General features: G+C 39.5%; 18 protein-coding genes. 7 read left to right on the top strand and 11 right to left on the bottom strand.

The features are described from left to right. Positions 1-216 precede the first annotated feature (216 nt). Positions 217-1,365: an L-threonine dehydrogenase gene (yiaY, locus tag FCN25_RS03385; RefSeq protein ID WP_137221961.1), complete on the top strand. Its 1,149-nt coding sequence runs from the start codon at positions 217-219 to the stop codon at positions 1,363-1,365. Between the two features lie 209 nt (positions 1,366-1,574). After that, a complete protein-coding gene (locus FCN25_RS03390) occupies positions 1,575-1,940 on the top strand; it encodes a cytoplasmic protein (RefSeq protein WP_137221963.1) in 366 nt (121 codons plus the stop codon). Between the two features lie 159 nt (positions 1,941-2,099). Here FCN25_RS03390 and FCN25_RS03395 read toward each other — a convergent pair whose 3' ends face one another. The 6 genes from FCN25_RS03395 to FCN25_RS03420 all read right to left on the bottom strand — a co-directional run bounded on the left by FCN25_RS03395 (position 2,100) and on the right by FCN25_RS03420 (position 8,396). Beyond that, the gene (locus tag FCN25_RS03395; protein ID WP_137221965.1) at positions 2,100-2,468 is read right to left on the bottom strand and encodes an acyl-CoA thioesterase; all 369 of its coding nucleotides are present in this window, start codon (positions 2,466-2,468) and stop codon (positions 2,100-2,102) included. Positions 2,469-2,692: 224 nt separating this feature from the next. Beyond that, a complete protein-coding gene (gene ltaE / locus FCN25_RS03400; protein WP_137221967.1) occupies positions 2,693-3,703 on the bottom strand; it encodes a low-specificity L-threonine aldolase in 1,011 nt (336 codons plus the stop codon). A 46-nt stretch (positions 3,704-3,749) separates the two neighbouring features. After that, positions 3,750-4,343: a thiol peroxidase gene (gene tpx / locus FCN25_RS03405; protein WP_137221969.1), complete on the bottom strand. Its 594-nt coding sequence runs from the start codon at positions 4,341-4,343 to the stop codon at positions 3,750-3,752. A gap of 371 nt (positions 4,344-4,714) precedes the next feature. Then, positions 4,715-6,439, bottom strand: a complete 1,725-nt coding sequence (poxB, locus tag FCN25_RS03410; protein ID WP_137221971.1) for a ubiquinone-dependent pyruvate dehydrogenase — start codon at positions 6,437-6,439, stop codon at positions 4,715-4,717. 451 nt (positions 6,440-6,890) lie between these two features. After that, positions 6,891-7,724, bottom strand: coding sequence for a mechanosensitive ion channel family protein (locus FCN25_RS03415; protein WP_137221973.1), 834 nt, complete (start codon positions 7,722-7,724; stop codon positions 6,891-6,893). Positions 7,725-7,748: 24 nt separating this feature from the next. Beyond that, positions 7,749-8,396 (bottom strand): OmpA family protein, encoded by a 648-nt coding sequence (locus FCN25_RS03420; RefSeq protein ID WP_137221975.1) that lies wholly within the window; start codon positions 8,394-8,396, stop codon positions 7,749-7,751. Between the two features lie 531 nt (positions 8,397-8,927). Between FCN25_RS03420 and FCN25_RS03425 the strand changes: the two genes are divergently transcribed. After that, complete coding sequence (locus tag FCN25_RS03425; protein ID WP_137221977.1) at positions 8,928-10,436, top strand: peptide MFS transporter; 1,509 nt, start codon at positions 8,928-8,930, stop codon at positions 10,434-10,436. Between the two features lie 121 nt (positions 10,437-10,557). On the opposite strand, the gene FCN25_RS03430 is transcribed toward FCN25_RS03425, so the two are convergent. Further along, positions 10,558-11,679, bottom strand: coding sequence for a response regulator (locus FCN25_RS03430; protein ID WP_137221979.1), 1,122 nt, complete (start codon positions 11,677-11,679; stop codon positions 10,558-10,560). 47 nt (positions 11,680-11,726) lie between these two features. Continuing rightward, entirely contained in the window at positions 11,727-12,500 is a 774-nt protein-coding gene (locus tag FCN25_RS03435) for a VacJ family lipoprotein (protein WP_137221981.1), read from the bottom strand. 331 nt (positions 12,501-12,831) lie between these two features. On the opposite strand from FCN25_RS03435, the gene FCN25_RS03440 reads away from it, so the two are divergent. The 3 genes from FCN25_RS03440 to FCN25_RS03455 all read left to right on the top strand — a co-directional run bounded on the left by FCN25_RS03440 (position 12,832) and on the right by FCN25_RS03455 (position 16,790). Further along, positions 12,832-14,901 (top strand): flagellar hook-length control protein FliK, encoded by a 2,070-nt coding sequence (locus tag FCN25_RS03440; protein WP_137221983.1) that lies wholly within the window; start codon positions 12,832-12,834, stop codon positions 14,899-14,901. A gap of 273 nt (positions 14,902-15,174) precedes the next feature. Further along, positions 15,175-15,489, top strand: a complete 315-nt coding sequence (locus FCN25_RS03450) for an EscU/YscU/HrcU family type III secretion system export apparatus switch protein (RefSeq protein ID WP_175405820.1) — start codon at positions 15,175-15,177, stop codon at positions 15,487-15,489. 332 nt (positions 15,490-15,821) lie between these two features. Further along, a complete protein-coding gene (locus FCN25_RS03455) occupies positions 15,822-16,790 on the top strand; it encodes a DUF3187 family protein (RefSeq protein ID WP_137221985.1) in 969 nt (322 codons plus the stop codon). A gap of 210 nt (positions 16,791-17,000) precedes the next feature. Here the strand turns inward: FCN25_RS03455 and FCN25_RS03460 are convergent, their stop codons facing one another. Next, on the bottom strand, positions 17,001-17,957 hold the full coding sequence (locus FCN25_RS03460) for a diguanylate cyclase (protein ID WP_137221987.1): 957 nt from the start codon (positions 17,955-17,957) through the stop codon (positions 17,001-17,003). Between the two features lie 3 nt (positions 17,958-17,960). Further along, positions 17,961-22,856, bottom strand: a complete 4,896-nt coding sequence (locus FCN25_RS03465) for a PAS domain S-box protein (protein ID WP_137221989.1) — start codon at positions 22,854-22,856, stop codon at positions 17,961-17,963. A 271-nt stretch (positions 22,857-23,127) separates the two neighbouring features. Between FCN25_RS03465 and FCN25_RS03470 the strand changes: the two genes are divergently transcribed. Beyond that, entirely contained in the window at positions 23,128-23,688 is a 561-nt protein-coding gene (locus tag FCN25_RS03470; protein ID WP_137221991.1) for a TetR/AcrR family transcriptional regulator, read from the top strand. 280 nt (positions 23,689-23,968) lie between these two features. Here the strand turns inward: FCN25_RS03470 and FCN25_RS03475 are convergent, their stop codons facing one another. After that, positions 23,969-25,351, bottom strand: coding sequence for an NAD-dependent succinate-semialdehyde dehydrogenase (locus FCN25_RS03475; protein WP_137221993.1), 1,383 nt, complete (start codon positions 25,349-25,351; stop codon positions 23,969-23,971). Positions 25,352-25,452 lie beyond the last annotated feature (101 nt).

Below are 25,452 nucleotides of genomic sequence, written 5' to 3' on the forward strand. Positions count from 1 at the left end.
TCAATACTCGTGTTAAAGAGCCACTCAATGTTCCTACTATGCCAAGAACGCCATCATGTCAGATCACAGTTACGCGTAAAGTGTCGTACTTGTTATAAAATCACTTAATTATTGTTACTTATTGAATACGAACTGGCTCCATGTCACATAATAACGAACCTAATATAGATATGTTTTCTGTAGAGAATATTTAATTTTATACAGAGGACAATCAACATGGCGACTAAATTTTTTATCCCCAGCGTCAACATTCTTGGTCAAGGCAGCGTAGATGAAGCAATTAAAGACATTAACGCATTTGGTTTTAGCAAAGCATTAATTGTCACCGACAAACCATTGGTAAAAATTGGTTTAGTTAAAAAAGTGGCGGATAAACTTAATGCCAACGGCATTGAAGTGGTTATATTTGATGGCGTACAGCCTAATCCAACAACAGGTAACGTGGCGGCGGGACTTGAACTATTAAAAATCAATCAATGTGATGTGATTATTTCTTTAGGTGGCGGTTCACCACATGATTGCGCCAAAGGTATTGCACTTGTTGCCACTAATGGCGGCAATATTAAAGATTATGAAGGTGTGGATGTATCAACTAAACCACAAATGCCGCTAGTTGCCATAAACACCACTGCAGGTACTGCAAGTGAAATGACTCGTTTTTGTATTATTACCGATGAGGCAAGGCACATTAAAATGGCCATTGTCGATAAAAATACTACCCCTATTCTTTCTGTGAACGATCCTGAATTGATGCTTGAAAAGCCTGCATCACTTACAGCTGCTACAGGTATGGATGCATTAACACATGCTATTGAGGCTTATGTTTCTATTGCCGCTAATCCCATCACAGATGCCTGTGCAATCAAAGCTATTGAGCTCATTCAAACCAATTTAGTTAACGCCGTTAAGCAGGGCGATAACATTCAAGCCAGAGAACAGATGGCTTATGCACAGTTTCTAGCAGGCATGGCTTTTAATAATGCTAGCTTAGGCTATGTACATGCGATGGCACATCAGCTTGGCGGTTTTTATGATTTACCACACGGTGTATGTAACGCATTATTGCTACCCCATGTACAAACCTACAATGCCCAAGTTGTACCTGCACGTCTTGCGGATGTAGCAAAAGCAATGGGAGTAGACACTACAGCAATGTCTGATCAACAAGGAGCCAATGCAGCAATAGAAGCCATTAAGCAATTGTCGAAAGCCGTTAATATTCCTGAAAATTTAACTCTGCTCGGTGTAAAAGCAGAGGATATTCCAACATTAGCTGACAACGCACTCAAAGATGCATGCGGTTTTACTAACCCTAAGCAAGCAACACATCAAGAGATTTGCCAAATTTTCACTAACGCACTATAACCAGTTCGATAAACGAATACTCAAGCTCACATTAAATTGTGAGCTTTTTTTAACCGATCATTAAATGTAAAAAACTAACAATGACAACAGCTTATTTTTAATTTAGTAAAAAGTGATGCTTAGATCTAAGTTCTAAAAATAAGGATTGACCAAAATAAAAAATAAGGTCTATAGTAAAACCACTTAGATAGCGAATAGGTAGGTAAGCAATGACAGCAATTACTCATGTATACAATTACACAGTTAGATGCCCGCATTATCAAGATAATGAACAACCTCCAACATGGCTAAACCACATCGAAGTAAACCAGTCTTGTGAAATTGCACTCGACCGTATCACTAAATGGCACAACATCTCCGGCACTAAATCATTCGAACTTGAAGATTTTGTGGTTAGAAAAGCCGATAATGAAGAAGCTTTTTTTGCCATGCAAAGTAGCCGCCTTAAGAACGATGGTCATGCCCTTGTCACCTTTAAAATCTTTTTAGACAATTGTTGCCAAGATGCTTCTCCAAATCAAATTATGGAGCATTTAATCGATGACTATCAACAACGTATCGCTAAAGTTGAATAATAAATTCAGCCTATTTCACATTCATATTAAGGAGCTATTATAGCTCCTTAATTTTTATTTTTTATTCTTTGCTTTAGTATTAATCCATCACCCACATCACAACTTATCTTTATGGCCAACGCTCATAATACTCGCAAATAATACACATCATTAAAGCAATTAAGCCGCGTTAGCACGCATACCATGTGGAATAGGTAAGCCATTTTCATTCACATTTACAAATACCATTTTATCGATAAAGGCTATCGGCGCATGATTGACTTTATTGCGTATTTTACAACGTACCGTCACAGAGCTTTGGCCCAAGCTTACTAGCTCAAATCCAAATTCAATGATGTCGCTAGTTTGTGCTGGTGCCATAAAGTTAATTTCAGATATAACCTTGGCAATATGAAATTGGCTGCGCATTTGGCAACTGGCAAAAATACTAGCTTCTTCATTTACCCAACTTAATAGTTGGCCACAGCATAAACTTTTAGTGCTATTAAGATGAATTGGCATGACGATATGACGTGAGAAATATTTCATGATGACCCCATTATTTGCTTAATTAATTTTGCGCCAAGCGACGCATACCTCAAAATAAGTAGCAATGTTCAAGCCAATTATTTTAATCATTAAAAACAGACAGATAAAACCATCATACGTTTTTCATGAGGTCGTAATGCCCTCAAAAAATACATTACCGCACCAAAAAAGACAAAGGCCACACTCAGTGTGACCTTTAATGAAGCAATTTATTTACAAGAAGATTAACCCATAAGTTGTTTTAAGGTATTCACAAACACCTTGATGTCGTTCGCACTAATATCTTTATGAGTGACCAAGCGTAACTGCCTACTTGGGCTAATAATGATACCTTTATCTGCCAATGAAGCGGCAAGCATCTTGGGGTTGATATCATCTGCTAATGTCGCGAATACCATATTAGTTTGTACCAAATTAGCATCAACAGTAAATTCTGGCATTTCAGTCAGCAATAAAGCCAAAGCCTTGGCATTATGGTGATCATCCGCTAGGCGGTCGACCTGATCGGTTAATGCTAACTTTGCCGCTGCAGCAATAATCCCCGCTTGTCGCATGCCACCACCCAACATTTTTCGCCATCGAGTGGCTTTACCAATTAGCCTCTCATCGCCTAACAGAATAGAACCTATCGGCGCACACAAGCCTTTTGATAAACAAATCGATACTGAGTCAAAATATTGAGTAATATCAGCTATGGCAATACCTTGAGCTACCGCAGCATTAGCGACACGAGCACCGTCTAAGTGGATTTTAAGGTCACGATTAAACGCAAGGCTTTGGGCTTGAGCTAAATAATCTTGGCGTAATACCTTACCGCCGATGGTATTTTCTAAACTCAATAACCGTGTTCGAGCAAAATGCACATCATCAGGCTTAATAGCCGCTTCAATATCACTCAGCAAAATGCTGCCATCAGTTTGATTATTCAGTGGTTGAGGTTGAATACTGCCTAATACTGCAGCCCCACCGCCTTCAAACTTATAGTTATGTGCTTGTTGGCCACAAAGGTATTCATCGCCCCGTTCACAATGCGACATGAGTGCCAGCAAGTTAGCTTGAGTCCCCGAACTGACAAACAAAGCGGCATCAAAACCAAACATATCTGCAGCCATATCTTGTAAATTGTTTACTGTGGGGTCGTCCCCATAAACATCATCTCCGACCTCAGCTCTAGACATAGCTAAACGCATTGCTTCAGTTGGTTGGGTAACCGTATCACTTCGAAAATCAATCATCCTGAACTCTATCCTCATTCACACAATAATTGCAGAAACAACACCATTACTTCGCAGCAGCTGATATTTCAGTTAATGCCGCTAATGCTGCATCATAATTGGGGTGTTCACTGACTTCGGTTACTAATTCTTGATACTTCAATAATCCTTGAGTATCAATAATAAAAATAGAACGCGCTAACAAACCGTGATCTTTAATCAACAAACCATATTTTTCACCAAAATCACGCCATACAGAGTCTGATAATACGATAATGTTATCTACGTCTTCAGTTTGGCAAAAACGTTTCTGAGCAAACGGTAAGTCTTCACTAATAGTCAGCATCACCACATCAGTATCAAATTGAGTAAATTCTTTATTAAACCGTTTAGTCTGTAACGCACATACTCCAGTATCTAAACTGGGAACGGCACTAATCAATACGGTTTTACCTTTGAAATCACTTAAACTGACAGGATTGAATTTTTCATCCACTACAGTAAACACTGGTGCAATTGTATTTAAACTCGGTATTTTACCTTCTAAAGCGACAGGGTTGCCGCCCATGGTAATCATGGTTTTTTCGCCAGCAAAACTCTGAGTACTAATAACCGATGTGGATAGTAATGTAATCGCTGCAAAGGTAGAAAATAGCTTCATGGAAAACTCCTTTTAAAGGTACTAATGGGTGGTATAAACCGAGTGCTGTCAAGAGATCTCAATAAGCATGACACCAGTAAAATATGGGCATGGCCAAAAGCTGAGCAAAATGATAACGAATGGCTTAGTGTCCTTATGATAAAGATAGTTAATCAGTTTTAATATTATATATTTAACTTTCAATCGATATTATTGGATAAAAACGTCTAAAAGGTTTTTAAAGTCCAGTTTAGCGTTTTTATAAACATCAAACTAAAATTTGGTATTGTGAGTTATGTAGTATACACAAGGCATATTACTCGGATAATTTTAGACACTTGATCGTTTTCCTAAAGGGTTAAATGGCCTAGCCCAATAGGAAAGAGGTTTAGCTAGCGTGACCAGTTAGTTTTGCTTAGTTCGATAATTTCATTACCTTTACCATTAATTAGCGCTTTCATCATGTAAACGCTAAAGCCTTTCGCATGTTCAAACTTAATTTGTGGTGGCATCGCAAGCTCTTGTTTCGCCGTGTCCACTTCAAGAACGACTGGCCCAGAGTGATCCATCATTTCCGTCATCGCTTCGAGTAGTTTGTCTGGATCGCTGACATGGATCCCTTTCAGGCCACAAGCTTCTGCTATTTTTGCAAAACTTGGGTTTTCTAGGTCAGTATCACTTGATAAATAACCACTGGCTTTCATCTCCATGGCAACAAAACCCAGTGAGCGGTTGTTATAAACAATCATTTTAATCGGTAGATTAAGTTGCTTCAAAGACAGTAAATCCCCCATCAACATCGAAAATCCACCATCACCACACATTGCTATCACCTGACGATTACGATCCAGTGATTGAGCTCCCATTGCCTGTGACAATGCATTAGCCATTGAACCATGGTTAAATGAACCAATTAAACGACGTTGACCATTCATTGATAAATAACGGGCAGCCCAAACGGTTGGTGTGCCAACATCACAGGTAAAAATAGTATCTTTACCTGCTTGTTCGTCGAGCAGACGAGTTAGGTATTGGGGATGAATCAAATTATGTGATGTTTTACCATTGGCAAGTACATCGAGATCTTTTCGGGATTCTTTATAGTTTTTAACAGACTGTTTTAAATGAGCGCTAGAGCGATCCTCCTTAATATGTTTAAGTAGCGAAGTCACAGTACTCTTGGTATCACCTAAAACACCAAAATCGATTTGAACATGTCGACCGAGTGATGCAGGCTGATTATCAATTTGTAAGATGGTGCAATTTTCTGGATAGAAGGCTCTGTAAGGGAAGCTGGTACCAATCATCAGTAACGTATCAGCTTGTTGCATTGCATGATAACCAGATGAAAAGCCGATAAACCCAGTCATCCCTACATCGTAAGGGTTATCATATTCAAGGAACTCTTTACCCCGCATGGCATGTACAATGGGAGCTTGTAGTTTTGCGGCTAAGGCAACAATTTCATCATGTGCACCTTTACAGCCCGCACCACAAAGTAACGTGACTTTGCCACTTTTATTAAGGTGATCAGCAAGTGTTTCTATGTCAGCTAAATCAGCAATATAAGATGCCGGTTTTGGGACGTTCCATTTTGGCTTAGTCGCTTCAGGCATCGCCTTGAGCGCAATATCTCCCGGAAGTACGAGCACACTAACATCATTATGTAAGATAGCCTGACGCATGGCTGTTTCGAGTAAATATGGCATTTGTTCTGGACTGGAAACTAATTCACAAAAAACACTGCATTCTTTGAATAATTCTTGGGGATGAGTTTCTTGGAAATAATTGCTGCCAATTTCTGATGACGGAATATGAGCAGCAATGGCTAAAACTGGGACTTTATTGCGATGACAATCAAACAAACCATTGATCAAATGAAGATTCCCAGGGCCACAAGAACCTGCACAGACCGCCAACTCTCCTGAAATATGTGCTTCTGCACCAGCAGCAAAAGCAGCGCTTTCTTCGTGACGTGTTCCTAACCATTCAATCGTGCCCATTTTTCGCAAGCTATCACTAATTCCGTTGAGTGAATCGCCTGTTACCCCCCAAATACGCTTTACACCGGCTTGTTCAAGGGTTTGAGTAATAAAACTTGCGATACTTTGACTCATATTAAGATACTCCTAAGTATGAAATTTGATGGGGAAAGCTGTAGCGGTAGATTTGTGATCAATGATAACCCAAAATCTTACCTTCAATTATCATCCTCTTGGAGACGTTGCTTAACAATGCTATATGATTATATTTTCATAATTTTATATTTTTATATTTTTATATTTTTATATGCTCAGAAAAATATATTCATATAAAATAATGACTTATAGCCACTAAAAATAGCGGTAACAACAATGAGACTAAATTGATGATTATTGACGCCCAAAGATCAAACCGAGCAAGGGTGTTTTTTGTCATAGAGAGGTTATCAGTACAACACCTTACAATGGTAGACAAGCTGAAAAAGCAAACGATGTCAGAGTTGAGATAGATCTTAGATTTAGCGGAGATTAAGCATAAAAAAACCAGCAAATGCTGGTTTTTATCAAGATTAAGTTACCTGCAATATTATTTTGCTGGCACTTCTTTAACATGTAAATCCATTTGTGGAAATGGAATTTCAATATTCGCTGCATCTAAAGCATTCTTGATTTGTTCAAGCAATTCAAAGCGTGCTGGCCAATAATCACCTGTTTTAACCCATGGACGAACCACGAAGTTAATTGAGCAATCAGCAAGTTCTGCTAAACCGATAGTGTAACCAGGATCTTTTAATACAGACTGGTTATTATCAAGGATTTCAGCAATAACTTTCTTCGTTGTTGCAATGTCAGCAGAATAAGACACACCAATCACTAAATCGATACGACGCTTTTCTAACGCAGAATAGTTAGTAATAGTACCGTTCATAATAGCTGAGTTAGGCGCGATAATTATTTTATTGTCACCAGTACGAAGACGAGTTGAGAAAATAGTAATTTCATCCACTACGCCAGCAACACCTGCGGCTTCAATAAAGTCACCAACGCGGCATGGACGGAAAAGCACCATCAACACACCAGATGCAAAGTTAGAAAGTGAACCTTGTAACGCTAAACCAACAGCTAAACCGGCAGCACCTATAACAGCGACTAATGACGCTGTTTGCACACCAACTTGACCAAGTGTGGCCACAATAGTGAACACAAATACCAAAGCCCAAGCTAAGTTAGCCACAAATGAAACAACAGTTGCATCTACTTTTCGATTAGTAAGTAATTTGCTTGTTATGCGTTTTGCTACACCGGAAAAATATTTACCGATAAGAAAAATAACAATTGCAGCTAAAGCTTTAAGACCATAAGTCATAAAAAACTCAGGCGCCTGCTCGATTAAAGCGTCTAAACCTTCTAGGTGTTCCATTTTTTGTCTCCCTTTATTGCAGAATTACTCTGCCGAAATAATAAACTCTACGCGCCGATTACGCTGCCGCCCTTCTATTGTGGTGTTATCCGCCACCGGCATATTGCTACTCATTCCAACAACCTCAATAGAAGAGGGTTGGAATTGGTATTCATTTACAAGTAAATCTTTAATTGTAACTGCTCGTCTTAACGACAACGCCCTGTTAACGGCATCACTACCAATATTATCGGTATGTCCTTCTAAACGAACAACCACTTGTGGGTGTTGCTCAATATATTGTTGCACTCTAATGAGAGTAGGTCTCTGAGTTAACAACACTTCTGATTTATCAAAATCAAAATACACAGGTTGAAGAATAGACCCAAAACAATCTACCGCCAGTAAAATATCTCGCTGTTGACGACATTGTTCAGCAATAAGTGCCGCATTATTGGTAATTGTTGCACCTAATTCTGCTTCATCAAACTCATCATCAACTTCGTCATCTTCATCGACAATGAGTATTTCAGTATCAATACAACCATTTGCCATAACAACACTATTTGCAGGAGTATCATTACAAGCGTCTTTCTTATCAGGTACTCCATCAAAGTCAGTATCAACCCAAGCATGAGCATTACAGATAAAAAAACCAAACAAGATCAATGTCACAGTTCGAACTATAATCATAAATATCTCTTCCACATGACATTGAATTTTGTTAACGAGTCGTATTTTAACTGTTTATGACTTAAATTAAAAGACAACATATTATAATCAATATCTTGCAGAAAAGATGCACAAAAATGCCAGATAAGCCGTGGCATAGCTATCGGCCTCATCTCCAAAAACATTATCTAATTTACCCCTACGCAATAACAAAAAACAAACAAACCATTAACCCACACAAATGGAACTTGTTTGCTTTGACACAATTTATAACAAGCTTAATATCTCTGTTCCCCGCATTAACATTGACTTTGCAGCATCGAAAAGTGTATATAAGGTTAGCTTTTTGATGTTTGATTTATATTTAGCACCAAACTGATATTATTTATTATAAAAAATAAACAATAAAGTTGCTCAGAACTGCTTAATCGCCTCCAAATACCCGATATATCAGGTATTAATTGCATAAGTAGTCATAGACAACTCTTGTAAACAATTATTTCTGTGACAATATTTATCACAGGCAATCACAAGCTTAAGGTGGAAGACTTAATGAGTGACGCAAAACCTCAAGGAACACTGTTTGGACACCCTAAGGGTCTGTTCTTACTTTTTACAACAGAACTATGGGAACGTTTTAGCTATTACGCCATGCGCGCAATTTTAGTACTTTATCTTGTTGATAAAGTAAAAAGTGGTGAAGGCGGTGGAGGCCTAGGCTGGAGCCAAGCAGATGCATTATCATTATATGGTACTTTTACTGGCTTAGTATATTTGACTCCACTTATTGGTGGTTGGTTAGCCGATAACGTATTGGGTCAACGTAAGTCCATTTATATTGGTGGCTTCTTAATGGCAGCAGGTCAATTTACCCTTGCTGCACCACATAGTTGGATGATAGGTTTCGAAACCACGATATTTTATATTGGTTTAGGAACCTTGATCATAGGTAATGGTCTATTTAAGCCAAATATTTCAACCATGGTTGGTGATTTATATCCTGCTGGCGATCACCGTCGCGACGGCGCATTTACTATTTTCTATATGGGCATCAACTTAGGCGCAGCACTGTCAGGCTTTATCGTTGCTTGGGCTTATACTTCGTTTGGTCATGAAGTGGTTATCGATGGTAAAGACGTATTTATTAACAACTGGCAAGCAGGTTTCTTCTGTGCAGGTGTTGGTATGATCGTATCCTTGATTATTCAATTCTTCTTTGCACAAAAATTACTTGGCGACATCGGTACCGAACCGGCCGCTAAAGTTGAACAAAGAAAAAATGAAGCTAAAGGTGAAGCCAGAAGTGAGCCACTAACCAAGATTGAACGAGATCGTATTAAAGTCATCATGGTAATGGGACTATTCACCATTATTTTCTGGGCTGGCTTCGAGCAGGCTGGTGGCTTAATGAACTTGTTCACTAACAATTTCACCGATCGCATGATCGGTTCATGGGAAGTGCCTACCACTTATTTCCAATCACTCAATGCTATTTTCATTGTTGTGTTTGCCCCTGTGATAGCTTCTATTTGGATCCGCCTTGGTAAAAATGAACCCAATTCGCCGATTAAATTTGCTTTAGGTTTATTCTTATTGGCTATTGGTTTCTTGTTCATGATGGGCGCTGTGTTTGAAATGGGCGGCGATGCTTCTGTTAAATCAAGCATGTGGTGGTTAGTAGGAGCTTACTTCTTTCACACCATGGGTGAATTATGTTTGTCTCCTATTGGCTTATCTATGGTGACTAAACTTGCTCCACTGCGCATAGCCTCATTAATGATGGGTGCATGGTTCCTCTTTATTGCTGCAGCTAACAAAATTGGTGGCCTAGTAGGTTCATTAATTGGTCACGGTGGAGATGTCGAAACACAACTTGAAAATGCAATGGCTATTTTTGCCGGTATTGGTATTACCGCTGTTGTTTCAGGGATCATTTTATATTTAATGTCTGATAAGTTAGTTGATTGGATGCATGGTGCAGAAAGCAAGCATGACACTGAAGAACAAGCTTTAGAAGATGAGTTATCAGTAACAGCAGACCACGAAGCAATTAAACGTTAATTCGGTTTAAATTCACGGTTATAACGTTACAATAAAAATCCCCTCCAAGTTAACTTGTGAGGGGATTTTTTTATCTTCATGTTGGCATTGTTCATCTGCAACAATTAATAAGTGCCCTAATTTACCGACAAGCTAACTGCATAAAGCCACCAGCCTTAATATCAGATTGATAAACTAAACCCGTAAAGTGATTTTCAAGCAATTGTTGTTTATGCTCATAAAAATGGGTGCCAATGCAGATCTGTTCATCTCGCAATAAAATTCTAGTTTGTAAACTCGGTTTATTCCATTGGGTACAGCCAAGAGATGGAGACTCTGGTAACACCAAAGGAGTCAGGTCATTACCATGACGTAAATAGCACCTTAGACCTTTTCCTGATTGTCCAATAGAGACGCGATATTGGGTCAAATCAATACACACATAAATAATATCAGTATGAATACGCAAACCAGATTTCACCATGCGTTCATTAAGATAAGCCAACATATTATCTGGTTCTATTAAGGTGTTACTTAAACCATTTCTAAACAATTTGAGTTTCTGATTAATAAAACTGCGCAATAATATACAACCAAAAGCAGCGCTATTGTCCTCTGGAGAAAAATGCGCCATATACATGACTAAATGATCTTCGCCCACCATAGTTGAATCAATAAAGTAAGCACTCACATCATTGTTTTTAAACAAGCTATAATTTATATCCGCAGTGGGATAAGAGATATGGGAAGCCGGAAATAACTGTTGTTGAACACTTTTGGCTGCTTGGGAGTTTTGTTCGAGTAAACATAGATTGTCTGTGAGCTCTTGATAAGACAACTCATTCATTTCTTGTAAATGTGACAGGCCAGAAACATTCATTGGCATAGCAGCTGACATCATTGCCTGTACAATCGCTTGTTCTATCATGAATAAATCAGCAATAGGTTTAGTCAAATAGTCACTGGCACCGATGCGCAATGCTTCTACTACATCAGCCATCACATCATTACCAGAAATAACAATCGCGGGTATTGCAGGATTAATATCTTGCATTTGCTTAAGCATCGACAGACCATCAAGGCCTGGCATGGTTAAGTCAGCAATAACAATATCGAAAATGGCATGTGAAAAAAACGAAATGCCTTCATGGCCATTACAGGCTTGTTGAACCCGAGCACCTTGGCATTGCAAAAACTCAGCAACGACATGGCGAAATATTGGGTCATCTTCAACAAAGAGGATCTCAACATCAGTTAGTGCCATACAACAACCTCATAGAACTACGCTATCGAGGTTGTTTTGTACCTCGATTAATCTAGTTCATCCATATATTCGTCAAGTAAATCATCATCTACTTGAGTTGATGGTACATCACCATCAAAAACCTTGTAATCCATATGCTGCAAATAAGCATTTTTTGCAAAAGCATAAGGGTCAAGAGCATTGTCTAGTAATCTTTCTTGATCAATGGCTTTAGTACGAGCGTCTAAGCCTTTTAAACCCCATTTGAGTACAGACTGCCACATCGTTAACTCAGATAAAGGAAAGTATAGACCATCCACCCAATCTGAGGCGATTTCTCTCGTCACAATTGGGCCATAAAATGGCGCCATAAAATAAGGACCATTTGGGGCTCCGTAATAAGCTAACACTTCGTTAAAATCGTCTTGTTTACGGCGCATTCCCATCATGTCAGCAACATCTACCAAACCCAATAAACCTACAGTAGTATTGATGGTAAAACGGCCACCAGCATTGGCTGCCCACCCCCACTTTCCTTGGAGGGTATTATTTATCATCGAACTGGGCTCTTCTAAGTTATAAACAAAATTATTGACCCCCGTTCTTACTGGGTTAGGAACATAATCTTTATAACCATGTGCCACAGGACGGACAAAGTACCTGTCTAAAAACAGGTAATTAAAATCCCACATTGTGCGGTTAATTGCTTCAAATGGATCACGATGATCATTATATTTGATTTCAACCGCGGGTAATGATGTGACAACTTGAGGTGCTTCGCCTTTGGCATACAAGGGTATGCTAACTGCAACCACCAGAAGTAATATCCATTTATACTTCATATAATTCTCTTTAAAATGACAAAAGGTACTACTCAACAAACTGCTCTTTCTGTCTTTTTATTAAAGCAATTTTTGTTCAAGTCGATATAATTTAGCTGGCAGTGTTAGGCTATACCTTACAATGTTTAACTATCAGGCTTTGCTAATATGTCTTTGTTTCTAGCATTGTCCACTATTTCTATAGTGAGTTACCCTATTCAAAGGTAACGGAGGGCTAAGGATACTGAGCCTGTTGACAATATCAATCAAAAATTTGTAAATGAAGTTGATATTCTTCACAGACATCTTGGTTGATTTCAATAAATAAGCATGTTTATTTGATAGGATTTCTATGACAGTACCCACAACGTTTCCCGCTAAAGCGGTCAATACCGTCATACCAAAGCCTGCAGATGCAAGTCAACAAACCGTACCAGAGAAAAAACAAACACAAGCTAATAACGCATCCTTACCAACACAAACCTCAAACGATAAATCAGTGGTATCCACTTCAGCAGCCACAAAATCCGATTTAGCAGCCGTATTACTGCCAGTCAAGGTTGTGCAACCACCAGCAAGTGCGCAACTCGATGTCACCATTGAAAATAACCAGTATCAACTTAATAAGACCGCTGAACTGCAAAAATTATTACAACAAACAGCACAAGTCGTTATTGCAAGCGATCAAGCTAAACTGGTAGCCCGAGCAGCCACTAATGCAAGCCAAGCTCAGATCCAAACACAAGTGCTTAATAACCAAGTAAATAGCACTTCAGCCCTTCAAACTACGCCAACAAGCCCTGCAGTGCCACAGTCAACCCATACGCTTGCTACTCAAATAATTCTTCTCGCGCAACCCATTCAGCTTGCGCTACCACCAGCACTTGAAGAACTCGCAAAGCAAAATGGGGTATCAACACAACAGCTAGCAGCGTTAGCAGCAAGGGCTCAAGGTTACCCACTGCCAACGGCCGTCCTCGCTCAAGGACAATTAACATTTTCAAGTGGTACAAGCATACAATTACCTAGCAATATATCACTCAATTCAGGACAGTATTTAGCAAAGGTGGTAGTACAAAACCAACAATTGCAGCTTTCTCTTACACCAGTGATCGCAGAGGTGAATGTTGATCTAACAAAAGTAGTAAAAATGCCTCAAGCAGTACAATCTTATTCAGCAGAAAGTATCGTTATAACCAAAAATGAACCAGCACAAATTCTTAGCCAATTTCTAAAAAAGCTCGAAGCGACCTCATTACCGCCAACCGATAATGCCGCAAAGGTAAGCGACATCCAACAGAAAAATGTATCTACATCAACGGCATCTGTCGTCACCTCAACTCAAGATAGCAATGCCACTAAAGTGACCTCAGCCACCATTAACCCGTCGGCAAAACTCGGTGGGTTAGATAGCAATCCTACAGTGTTAAATAACGCATCAACAAAGCAAACTGGTCAAGCCACACCGCCGTCAGAAGCTAATCTAAGTAAAACGACTACAACAGTATCAGGCTTAGACAATAGCGCTACAAAAGATGTGCTAGGTAAAGTAAATAAAGACCCCGCACCCATAGAAGTATTGAATAAAGCCTTATCAAAAGCGGGAGCAATGCCAATAAAACAACAATTGGCTCAGCAGACCCCGCATAATTTGGCGACAGAATTATTTAAACATTTACCCCAAATGAGCCCGCACCCTTTAAGTGCATTGAGCGATCCTGCATTACTCAGCAGCGAACTATACAGTTTAGCGGCGCTTAACCTTGCTCAAACACAACTGGGACATTCAACTAACCTACAGCCATCAGCATTATTTTCTGGTAGCGCAATAACCACCTTATTTCAGTTATTATTGGGCGTAAAAACAAAATCAACAGGTTCAGGGATCAGCGATAAACTTCAAGCACATCTCGCACAATTACAACAACGGACACTGAGTAAGCTCAGTGCTAATTCAGGATTATTTGCAGCATTAGATAAACTAGGTGGAGCAGACTCTCTGGCACAATTGGCCAGCAGCATTTCGTTATACCAACACGCCAGTACCGATCCTAATCAAGCCATGACATGGTATTTTGCACTGCCCTACTCAATTAACCAACGCGATGAACAATTTGAAGGTAAATTTGAACAAGAGCAGGATCAAGACAATAATAAAAAAACGGGATGGAAGCTCCAACTCAAATTTAACTTAGCACAAGGTTCATTACTAATTTGTGCACATAAACACGCTGAAGTGCTCGATATTCAATTTAAAGGTAATAATCAAATGTTACTCAGTAAAGTCGGTCGCTTTAATCAAGCATTAACAGATAAAATAACTCAAATCGGATTTACACCAGGCAAGCTTACAACACAGTTAGCCCAAATCCCGGCAACGTTATTACCTGGCGATCATTATTTAGTGAAAACTCGAGCCTAGGGTCTGTTGATCTTTGCAGGTTAAATTTTGTTCGAGATAAAAACGTTTTAATCGAGGCGAATAGATTGATGCCTAGTCATCTAAGCAAAATCCATTCAACAAAGAGTAAAACGTTTTTAGCAGAACCCTTTGGGCAGCGTTTGTTGGTCATTTTTACTGCGTTATCGACTTTTTATGTAGAATAACTACACCACAAAGTCTCTGCCTTGTACAAATGACCAACAATTCGCTGCAAAAACAACCTTGAAAGATCAACAGGCCCTAATAGAGAATATGATGACAGACGATCCTAAAAAAATATCACAGGCTGTTGCACTTAGTTTTGATGGTAAAAGTGCCCCTAAAATTACCGCTACGGGTAAAGATTTAGTAGCCGAAGAAATTATATCAATCGCCAAAGAGGCCGGGATCCATATTCATCAAGACCCGCATTTAAGTGACTTTTTGCAACTGCTAGAATTAGGTGACGAAGTGCCTAAAGAACTGTATTTGTTGATTGCAGAGCTTATTGCGTTTGTGTACATGTTAGATGGTAAATTTCCGGAACAATGGAATAACCTTCACCAGAAAATTGTAGCTCAAGCATAAACGATGACATAGTGCTATGTGGCATCAGAACTTACATAAAAGTAAAACGATAAATAAACGCTATAAGTCAATGAATTAAGCTATCATTCAGTGTGCAAGACTGAACAAGTTCTCGAACACATCGATTCAAAATATTGAATAATGAATGTGGTGATATAACTTAACCTCATAATGTGTTCCTTTTTAGGCATTTAAATAATGTTGCCATACCTTCATAATGCACATCATCTCGCCACCTAACAATGTGGGTTATAAAGACAAAATACAATCAACATTCGAAGCCGGCAACACACTTACATTAAGCAACTGAAGAGTTAAATCGACAAATGTTTATGAAAACCAGCCTTAAACTGATATCCGTACTGAGCCTTACCTCTATCTTGCCTGCATATGCACAAGTGGTAAATTTTAATGATTACGGACCGCTACAGGTCTATGCTCAATCACCGATGCAATCAATTAATCTTAGCCCACTGTTACGATCTGGTTTTTCATTGCCCGAAGGGCAAAAAGAATGGTATATCACAGCGAATGCGGCCAGTGTCTGGTCAGAGTCTGACGTGTTATTAGCTGATTATTATCAAAATGCGATTAGCAGTGGTCTAAAATGGCAAATCACCGAAGATTTACTGTTTGATGCCAATTACACTTGGCAATTTAGCGGTGATAACCATCTTGACTCATTAACAATGTGGTTTCATGACGCTTTTGGTTTCGATCAAAATGGCCGTAAACAACAAGCCAAACATCAAAATCAAATCCACTCAAAAAAATACGGTATTGATATTGATAGTTTTACCGAAGACTCACTCAACAACTCATTCAGTGCCTATTTAGGCTATCAGTTATTACAAAATGAACATCACGGCTTATCAGTCGGTGGAACGCTGTACTACAAGTATGTCGATTCCGGTCCTTTTGCAGACGAAAGTTTCCAACAGAGCGTACAAATTAACTACGGTTATCACAATGGTAACCACCATATTAATTCAACTCTTGGTGTCAGCTTTTTAAACGATAAGGAACCTTTGTCGCAAAGGGACTTTGAACCATATTACTTAATGCTGGGACTGGGCTATGAATACCGTACAGGCCGACATGGGTGGTTAGCTGAATATCATCGCTACGATGGCATGGTAGACTGGGATAAAAATTTCTCAGAAGCGTCTAATGAAGCCTTGTTGGGGTATCGCTATTACTTCAACACTAGTGCCATAGAGTTAACCATGACCGAGAACTTTTTGAATATGGATAACAGTGCAGATATTGCCTATACCTTAGGCTATCGTCATAAATTTTAATATGAACTTATTAATTAATGTCATCAGTGATGGGGTAATACATAAGCACCTGTATAAATGACGAATTAATAGATTGAGAATCTGCCTTTTACTCAAAAAAGTTTGCAGCGTTAATACACTCAAGTTAGCGTTAGGTAACTTGAGTGTATTAACATTGAAGTATTAAATTTAAAAATATTAGCGTACTAGACCGTTTAATGAAAAAACAAATTATACCGCTACGGTGTTGTCTGTAATCTCACAACCTATCACTCTGTTCCTGCCTCGGGCTTTCGATAAATACAACTGTTTATCCGCCGCCTTAACTAGGTCTTGGTAAGATGAATCACCACTAGGCGTCATGGTTGCAACTCCAGCGCTAATGGTCACAAAATCTGAAACATCAGAATTTTCATGAGCAATTTTGAGTGACACAATACTGTCAACGATTTGCTGCGCCACATAAGTGCCGCCAATAGGGTCAGTATTGGGTAAAATACAGATAAACTCTTCACCACCATAACGCGCCACTAAATCATAAGGTCGATTGACCGTATCTTGTATTTTCTGAGCCACGATACGTAAACATCGATCACCTTCTGCATGACCATAGTTGTCATTGAAGTGCTTAAAAAAATCAATATCGAGCATAATAATGGTCAACGGATGCTTATCTCGCACACATTGTAACCAGCAAACAGGCAAGGTTTGTTCAAATTTACGGCGATTGGCAACCCCCGTTAATGCATCGAGTAGTGCAATTGAGCGTAATAAATCAGTCTGTGATTTCAACATAATCTGATTTTTAACCCGTGTTTTAGTGATCACCGGATTAATGGGTTTGTGAATAAAATCCACAGCCCCTAGCTGAAAGCCCTTCACCTCTTTCTCTTCATCAAAATGGCCTGACACAAAAATAATGGCAATGTCTACCGTGTCGGGATCGTTCTTTAAATGCGCGCATACATCAAATCCGTTCATCATCGGCATTTCAATGTCTAACAGCACGATATCAGGATTGACTTTTTTGCACATATCAATGGCCTGTTGACCATCACGAGCCATAAAAATGTCATAATCATCCTGAAGAAGTTGATGTAATATTTTGATATTCACAACCTGATCATCAACTAATAGTATTTTACCTCTAACTGGTGCTACGCCAGAAATATACTCATCTATGAACACGCATCACTCCTTTATTATCGATTTCAGGGTATCGATAGCATCCAAAAACTCAAGTTGATTCACTTGTTTCTTCAACTTTAACACTTGGTCATCAAGCTCTACATTACTTAATAAAAGCTCAAGATACTCTATGGCATCTAAATTTTGTTCCACTAACAACGCCATTAATTGATCCATTTTATTCAAATCTACGCTCTTTATCGGCAATAGTATTTTTTTCTCTAGAGAATTTACGGTTAATTCAACACTTTCGTCTGGAAATAGCATCTCTAACATATGCAAACTATCATTAATTTGACCTTGCATTTGGCTTAAATAAGCAGCTGGTTCGACATCAACAGCATGCTTCATATTTTGCTCTAGCGTAGCGGCAAAAGCGGCAAGTCGCTTAGCACCAATATTACTCGCAGTGCCTTTAATCGTATGAGCAACTAGACTGATAGCATTGTCATCTTGTTGCTCAAAAGCCTGAGTAAGTAATGATAATTGCTCATGCATTTCAGTTGCAAAATGATGTATCACATCAATGATAAATGCGCGCTCGCCACCAAAACGACGTAAAATAGAATCTGAATTTTCTATAATGATATCATCATCGTTATACACATCAGCTAATGCTATCGGCACGTTATTAACTGCCGGAACAGAATAAGTATTATCTTCAAGGCCCAAGAGATTAAGCATACAAGGTAATAAACTCGTCATGTCTATTGGCTTAGCAATATGATCATCCATACCCGCCTCAAGACATAATGTTTTATCAGCAAGGGATGCGTTAGCCGTCATAGCCAAAATCGATAACTCATTAAATCTGCCATCAGCACGAATAAGGCGAGTTGCCTCAAGCCCATCCATAACCGGCATCTGCATATCCATGATCACAATATCAAATTGATTATTCGACTTAGTGACCCAATCGACCCCCTCAATACCATCTTTAGCCAAGGTCACTATCGCACCTTGTAAGCGTAGTAACTCATCAATTACTTGACGGTTAAGCTGATTATCTTCAACCACCAGCACCCTGACGCCTTTTAATGCTAAATGGGTTATTTTTTTAGCAGGTAACGGTTGTGCTGCCCCATTAATGGCTTGAAAAACGGCTTCAAGCATTAAATTGGCTGTCACAGGTTTAGTGAGCATATTCACAAAAGGCGGTTGAAGGTATTGTTTGGTTTGTTCCATCACCTCGGCGCCATAAGCAGTTAACATAATAATCGCTGGTGCTTTGCCTACAGGAAACATCGTTTGGATATGATTAGCGGTTTCCAAACCATTCTTATCAGGCATACGCCAATCCATAACAATCACATCATAATGATTACTGGCTTGTAAACTTTGCTCAATAAGATCAATTGCCTGTTTACTATTATGTGCTTCACTAACAAGTGCGCCGTGGGTCGTTAAGGTTTTTGATAAAATTTTACGGCTCATCTCACTGTCATCAACAATCAGAATATTTTTACCCTGTAAATCAATATTACAATCGTTGTTGGTTACTTCGATAATCTTAAATATTAAATTAAACTCAAAACGGCTCCCCTCGCCAACCTGACTCGTTAAGGTTAATTCGCCCCCCATCAATTCAACGAGACGTGTGGTAATCGCTAAACCCAATCCAGTACCGCCAAATCGTCTTGAGGTTGAAGATTCTGCTTGAACAAAACCTTGGAAAATTTTATCGCCCTGTTCTTGACTAATTCCGATGCCAGTATCTGTAATCGACATGGTTAAACTCACTTGGTTTGCAGTCAATTCATTACACACAACACTGACAATTACGTGACCTTCAGCGGTAAATTTAATCGCATTACCCGCAAGGTTTAACAATACTTGACGCAAACGAAGCTCATCACCTTCAATCAAGTAAGGAATAGCCGGATCTAAATCAAAAATAACTTCTACATTTTTACTGTGTCCATTAGTCGCCAACATCACCGCTAATTCGCGCATTAAGGTTTCGAGTTGAAACGGATGCAAATCCAGTTCTAACTTGCCCGCATCAATTTTGGAAAAATCTAAAATATCATTTAACAGCCCTAATAATGATTTAGCGGCACTCTCAGCTTTAGTCACATAATCAGCTTGTTGAAGGCTCATATCAGAATGTTGAATAAGTTGAAGCATACCTAATACGGCATTCATTGGGGTACGAATTTCATGACTCATATTGGCTAAAAATGCAGATTTAGCAGCACTGGCTGCATCAGCAGCTTGCTTAGCGAATCGCAATGTTTGCTCTAGCTCGTGTTGCTCAGTGATGTCACGGTTAACCCCAACAATACGTACGGGTTTATCCGCTTTGTCGTAATATATTTGAGCCCCAGTATGAATATAACGAATTTGATTTGAGCGGGTAATGATCCTAAATGTCGTCTCGTAAGTGGTTTTTAAAGAATCAACGGCTTGTTGTAAAGCCCGTTCAGCCATAGCGATGTCATCTGGGTGGATCCGTTGTTGCCAATGTTGATAACTTAACCCTGTTTCACCGAGCGTTAATGGATAATCGTACATGGCAAACATACGATCATTCCACTGCAAATTATCAGCGACTAAATCTAAATCATAAATGCCCAATTCTGCTACTTCAGCCGCTTTGATCAGTTGATTACTGGCCGACACTAACTCTTCTTGTTGCTTGAGCATTTGATCGATGTTTAAAGCTACCCCCAGAAAACCAATAATGTCCCCATTGTGGTCACGCATAGCCGATAACGATAACGACACTTGGCATTGTGAGCAATCTTTACGCACGTATGTCCAAGTACGCGTTTCGGGACCGACATTTTTCGGACCATATACAAAAACATCAGCGACACCAATATCTTCACCAAATTCTTCACTTAACTCTTTGCTGCGTTGACGAACTTCAGCGGGAAGGTGCCATATTGCAGGGCTTTTTATGCCCACAACCTCTTCAGCCTGGTAGCCAAGTAATAACTCTGCACCGCGGTTAAAAATATTAATAATACCGTCATTGCCTGTCGAGATAATGGCGACTTCCGATGCGGCGGCAAGCACATTGGTAAGTAAAGCCGCGAGTTCATTATTTTCAAGTTGGGTATTTTTACGTTCAGTAATATCTATTCGCAGTGCAATACAACGTTCAAGATCACCATTATCATTCATTACAGGAGCTATAACAGTATCAAACCATTTCACATTGCCTTGCTTATCAATGTTACAAATTTCACCTTGCCAAGTCTTACCAGAGGTAATCGTTTGCCACATGTTTGCCCAAAAAATATCATCATGTTCGTTAGACTTTAAAATAGAATGTTTTTGGCCGATCATTTGCTCGCGGGTAAAGCCTGACGCAATGCAGAAATAATCGTTAACAGCAAGGATAACCCCATCACTGTCGGTTTCTGAGTAAAGTAATTGCTGGTTAATATTATCCAGCAAGGTTTTATTTTCTAATAATGCTTGTTGTAAAGCATGAGTCCTTTCTGTCACTTTTCGTTCAAGTCGAGCATTATGGTTTAAAATTTGTTTTTCAGCTTTTTGCTGCAGCGTAATATCACGAATAGTCTGACTCACACCGGTGATCACGCCTAATTCATTATAAATAGCCATTGACGTCATCGAGGTTGAGAGCAACTCATTATCTTTACGCTTGTGCTGGCACACATAATTTAATATCGGCTTCCCCTTCAGCACTTGAGCAAAGTGTAATATCTCTCGTTCACTATCGTCTTCAGGAATAATAAAATCAGTACTTTTAGAGCCAAGCACTTCTTGTTCTTTATAGTCAAATAGGTTTTCAGCACCTTGGTTCCATCCAGTGATAATGCCATCACAATCATAACTAATAATGGCATCAAGAGAATGTTCAAGAATATTAGCGCGTCTTGCTGTATCGGCTAACAGTATCCGTTTACGGCGCTGATTAAACGCATATAATCCAACTACCCCAGCAAGTAATAAGCTTAAAACCGAGCCATAAAGAAACACAACAGTAGGATTAGTTAAATGTAACTCACTAATAAAATTAGGATAAGCGCTTAACGACACTCGCCATTTGCGGCCAAAAATATCTCGTTCTAATGAAGTATTGTATGCAGTCAGTATATTATCCTCATCTTCATGAGTTTGATAAAAAATAACGGTATTTTTATCATCAGTAATATCAACTAATGTCAACTTTGCTGAATTTCTTGATAGGTCAATATTGGCAAACACTTCATTAGCGGCTAATGGCGCATAACTCCAACCAAATGCTTGTTTTTCTCTTTCTTCAAGGGTTACGGGTGTAAAACCTGTATAGTAAATCGGCATTAAAATGAGAAATGATTGTAATGGAAGACCAGTGGCTTGTATTAAGGTAATCGGCCCAGTTAAGCGAACTTCACCGCTCAAATATGAATTCTTTGCCGCAATCCTGCGGTTATCTTCCGAAGCAATATCTAACCCTACAGCCAAATAATTCGATTCAATGGGGTCAACATATTCAACATACTGAACGAGATAGCGTTCACCATCATGAGCGTTTAGCTGCTTAATGGTAAAATTAGGCCAATCATTTAATTTCTGCTTTTCGACAAAACGGGCTTCATCAGCTACAGGTACTCGGCGAATATAGCCAAATCCTCGAGCCCCAGGAAACTCACTGCCAATATCCCGAGTTGAGCTATATTTTTTAAAAATTTCGCGGGTAATTTTATCTTCACCAATCGTAGCAACAGCACCTCTCGCACCGCGTAAACCATATTGATACAGTACGATACGATCGATAATATTATTGGTAACCTGCTCGGTCACAGACTCAAGTGATTGGTTAATAATGATGTTATTTTGATTCTTAACGCTGACAGCAATAGCAAAACTGACCACTAAACCTAAGGTCAAAACACCTAAACCCCATTTTAGTGCATTTTTGTAGCTAGATAGTTTGGTCATTTTAATAATTAATTAAGAGTCATTGCGATTAACTGTGGACGATAAAATCATTTTTTACAAGCTAGACATTGAAAAATATAGTTTTTTAAACCGTGCCAATGTCATATTACTAGAGAGATAATTTAAGACGAAACTAATTAGATAAATATTAAATTCAAACCATTTTTGAACAGTCATTCAAATAGTGTTATTATAGCTATTATTGCTTTATCGATAACAATTCGGTTTAATCAGCTAATCCATATATAAAGTACGATGAGGATGAGATGTCATGGCAAAAAAGAATTACCAAAGAGAAGACGTGTTAGATAACGTCATCAAGTTGTTTTGGCAGCAAGGCTATGCAGCATCAAGCATTCAACAAATCACTAAAGCCACTGGCTTAAAGCCTGGTAGCATTTACCATGAGTTTGAAAGTAAAGAAGGGCTTTTCCAAGCCGCGTTAGCACGCTATGCCGAATTCTCAATCAACGCAGTTCACCAAAAGATGGCCAATGCACCAAGTGTTAATGCGGCGATTAAACAAATTTTACAAGATTTGGTTGAGCAATCTAAAGCTTGCGATTACTGCGGTTGCTTTTTAATTAAAACGCAACTGGAATTGGCATCACAAGGCAATAAACTGTATCAGTTTGCCTCTGCCCAACTGGCCAATATTGAGCTGATTTATGTAGATTACTTACGTAAAAGCCACACCGAAGAACAAGCCAAAGCTTATGCGGCACAGTTAATGACCGTGATTTTTGGTATTCGTATATACGGCTACCAAGCTGACTCCGCAAACACAATCACTCAAACTATTAACGCACTACTACCTTGGTTAAGTGCTTAAATCACGCTTTACGAGAATAGTATTTTACTCATATTTAGGGCTTATAGATTTGGACGCGTAACATTGCTGATAATATTAATGACAGGTGAATGATATGAGCCAATTCGATGGCCTTTTTGACACCCATGATTAGCACCTAAACACCAGCATTAAGTCTTGGTGTTTTTATATTTAGCGGTTTTTTGGTTTAGCGGGATGAATGTATAACGATTAACAGTTTACCGTTATAAACTTATGTTGAATAAGCCAATCCGACCAATGATCGGATTGGCAATGAGTATTAGAACGGTGCGTCTATATCAACCACTGAGATCAACTTGTGATTGACGAACTCCTTGATGCCAAGACCAACAAGTTCGCGGCCATACCCTGAACGTCTTATACCACCAAAGGGCAAGTCTGCTTTAGCCATTGTAGGATGATTAACGAAAACCATACCTGTGGATATTCGCTTAGCGACTTCTGCTCCGTGCTTTGCATTGGCGGTAAAAACTGACCCACCCAAACCAAACGGTGAATCATTTGCAATATGCACAGCGTCATCTTCATCCTTTGCACGAAACAACATCGATACCGGACCAAAAAACTCCCAGTTGCGCGCTGGGTTATCTTGTGAAATATCAGTCAGAATGGTCGGTTGCACAAAATTGCCCGAATCAGGAACACTTGGCCCTACTTCAGTTGCCGTGGCACCATAAGAAACCGCTTGGCGTATCTTGTCTTTAATGTCATCTGCGGCAGCCTTAGAAGAAAGTGGCGCCAAGGTAGTGGATGGCTCAAATGGATCACCCGCTTTCAGTTTTGCAACACCGGCGATATAACCCTCAAGAAACCGATCATACACCTCATCAACAATGATCATGCGCTTTGAGGACACACAGACTTGACCACCATTCCAGTGGCGGCCAAAGACCGCCCAGTTGATAGTTTTTTCCATCTCAGCATCAGCGAGAACAACAAATGCATCCGCACCGCCAAGTTCAAGCGTCGATTTCTTCAAAGCCTTACCGGCCTGAGCGGCAACAACTGCACCAGCCCTTTCGGATCCTGTTAATGCTACCCCATGAACTCGTGGATCATTAATGATGGTTTCGAGTTGCGACCGTGTTGCATAGATATTTTTGAACACACCCTGAGGCAAACCAGCCTCCAGCATTAATTTTTCAAATGCAGCAGCAGCCTGCGGAACATTAGATGCATGCTTAAGCAACAGGGTATTACCTGCAGATATTTGTGGTGCCGCAATTCTGACCACCTGATAAAACGGAAAATTCCATGGCTCAATCGCCAACAATACCCCTAGCGGCTCGGCGATAATCTCGGCCTCGCAATCGGTAACGGGCAGCTTTTGCGGTGCCAGCAGCGTTTGAGCATTAGTTGCATAATAATCAAAAATATCTGCCGACAGAGCAACTTCGGCTTTAGCTTCGGATACAAGTTTCCCCATCTCGATAGTCAGCAGATTGGCGAAATAATCAACCTCACGGCGTAATATCTCTGCCGCGGCGTGCATCACGCGTGCGCGCTCAGTAAACCCTGTTTCTTTCCATGATAAAAATGCAACATGCGCATTTTCAATCGCTTGATTAACCTCGAAGTCGGTTGCATCCGGGAAAGTGACCAGAAGAGCACCCGTATAAGGGTTACGTGTTTCATAAGTCATAATAGTTACCTTTGTTGGATAATGTACCAACGGGGGACTGGTGTTTCAAAACCGTCCCCGGTCCAATGTTGCAAAAGCTTGTGCCAGTGCGGCGTTACTCG

Origin of the sequence: Shewanella sp. MEBiC00475, from assembly GCF_005234075.1 — a bacterium.
GTDB classification, from domain to species: Bacteria; Pseudomonadota; Gammaproteobacteria; order Enterobacterales; family Shewanellaceae; genus Shewanella; species Shewanella polaris.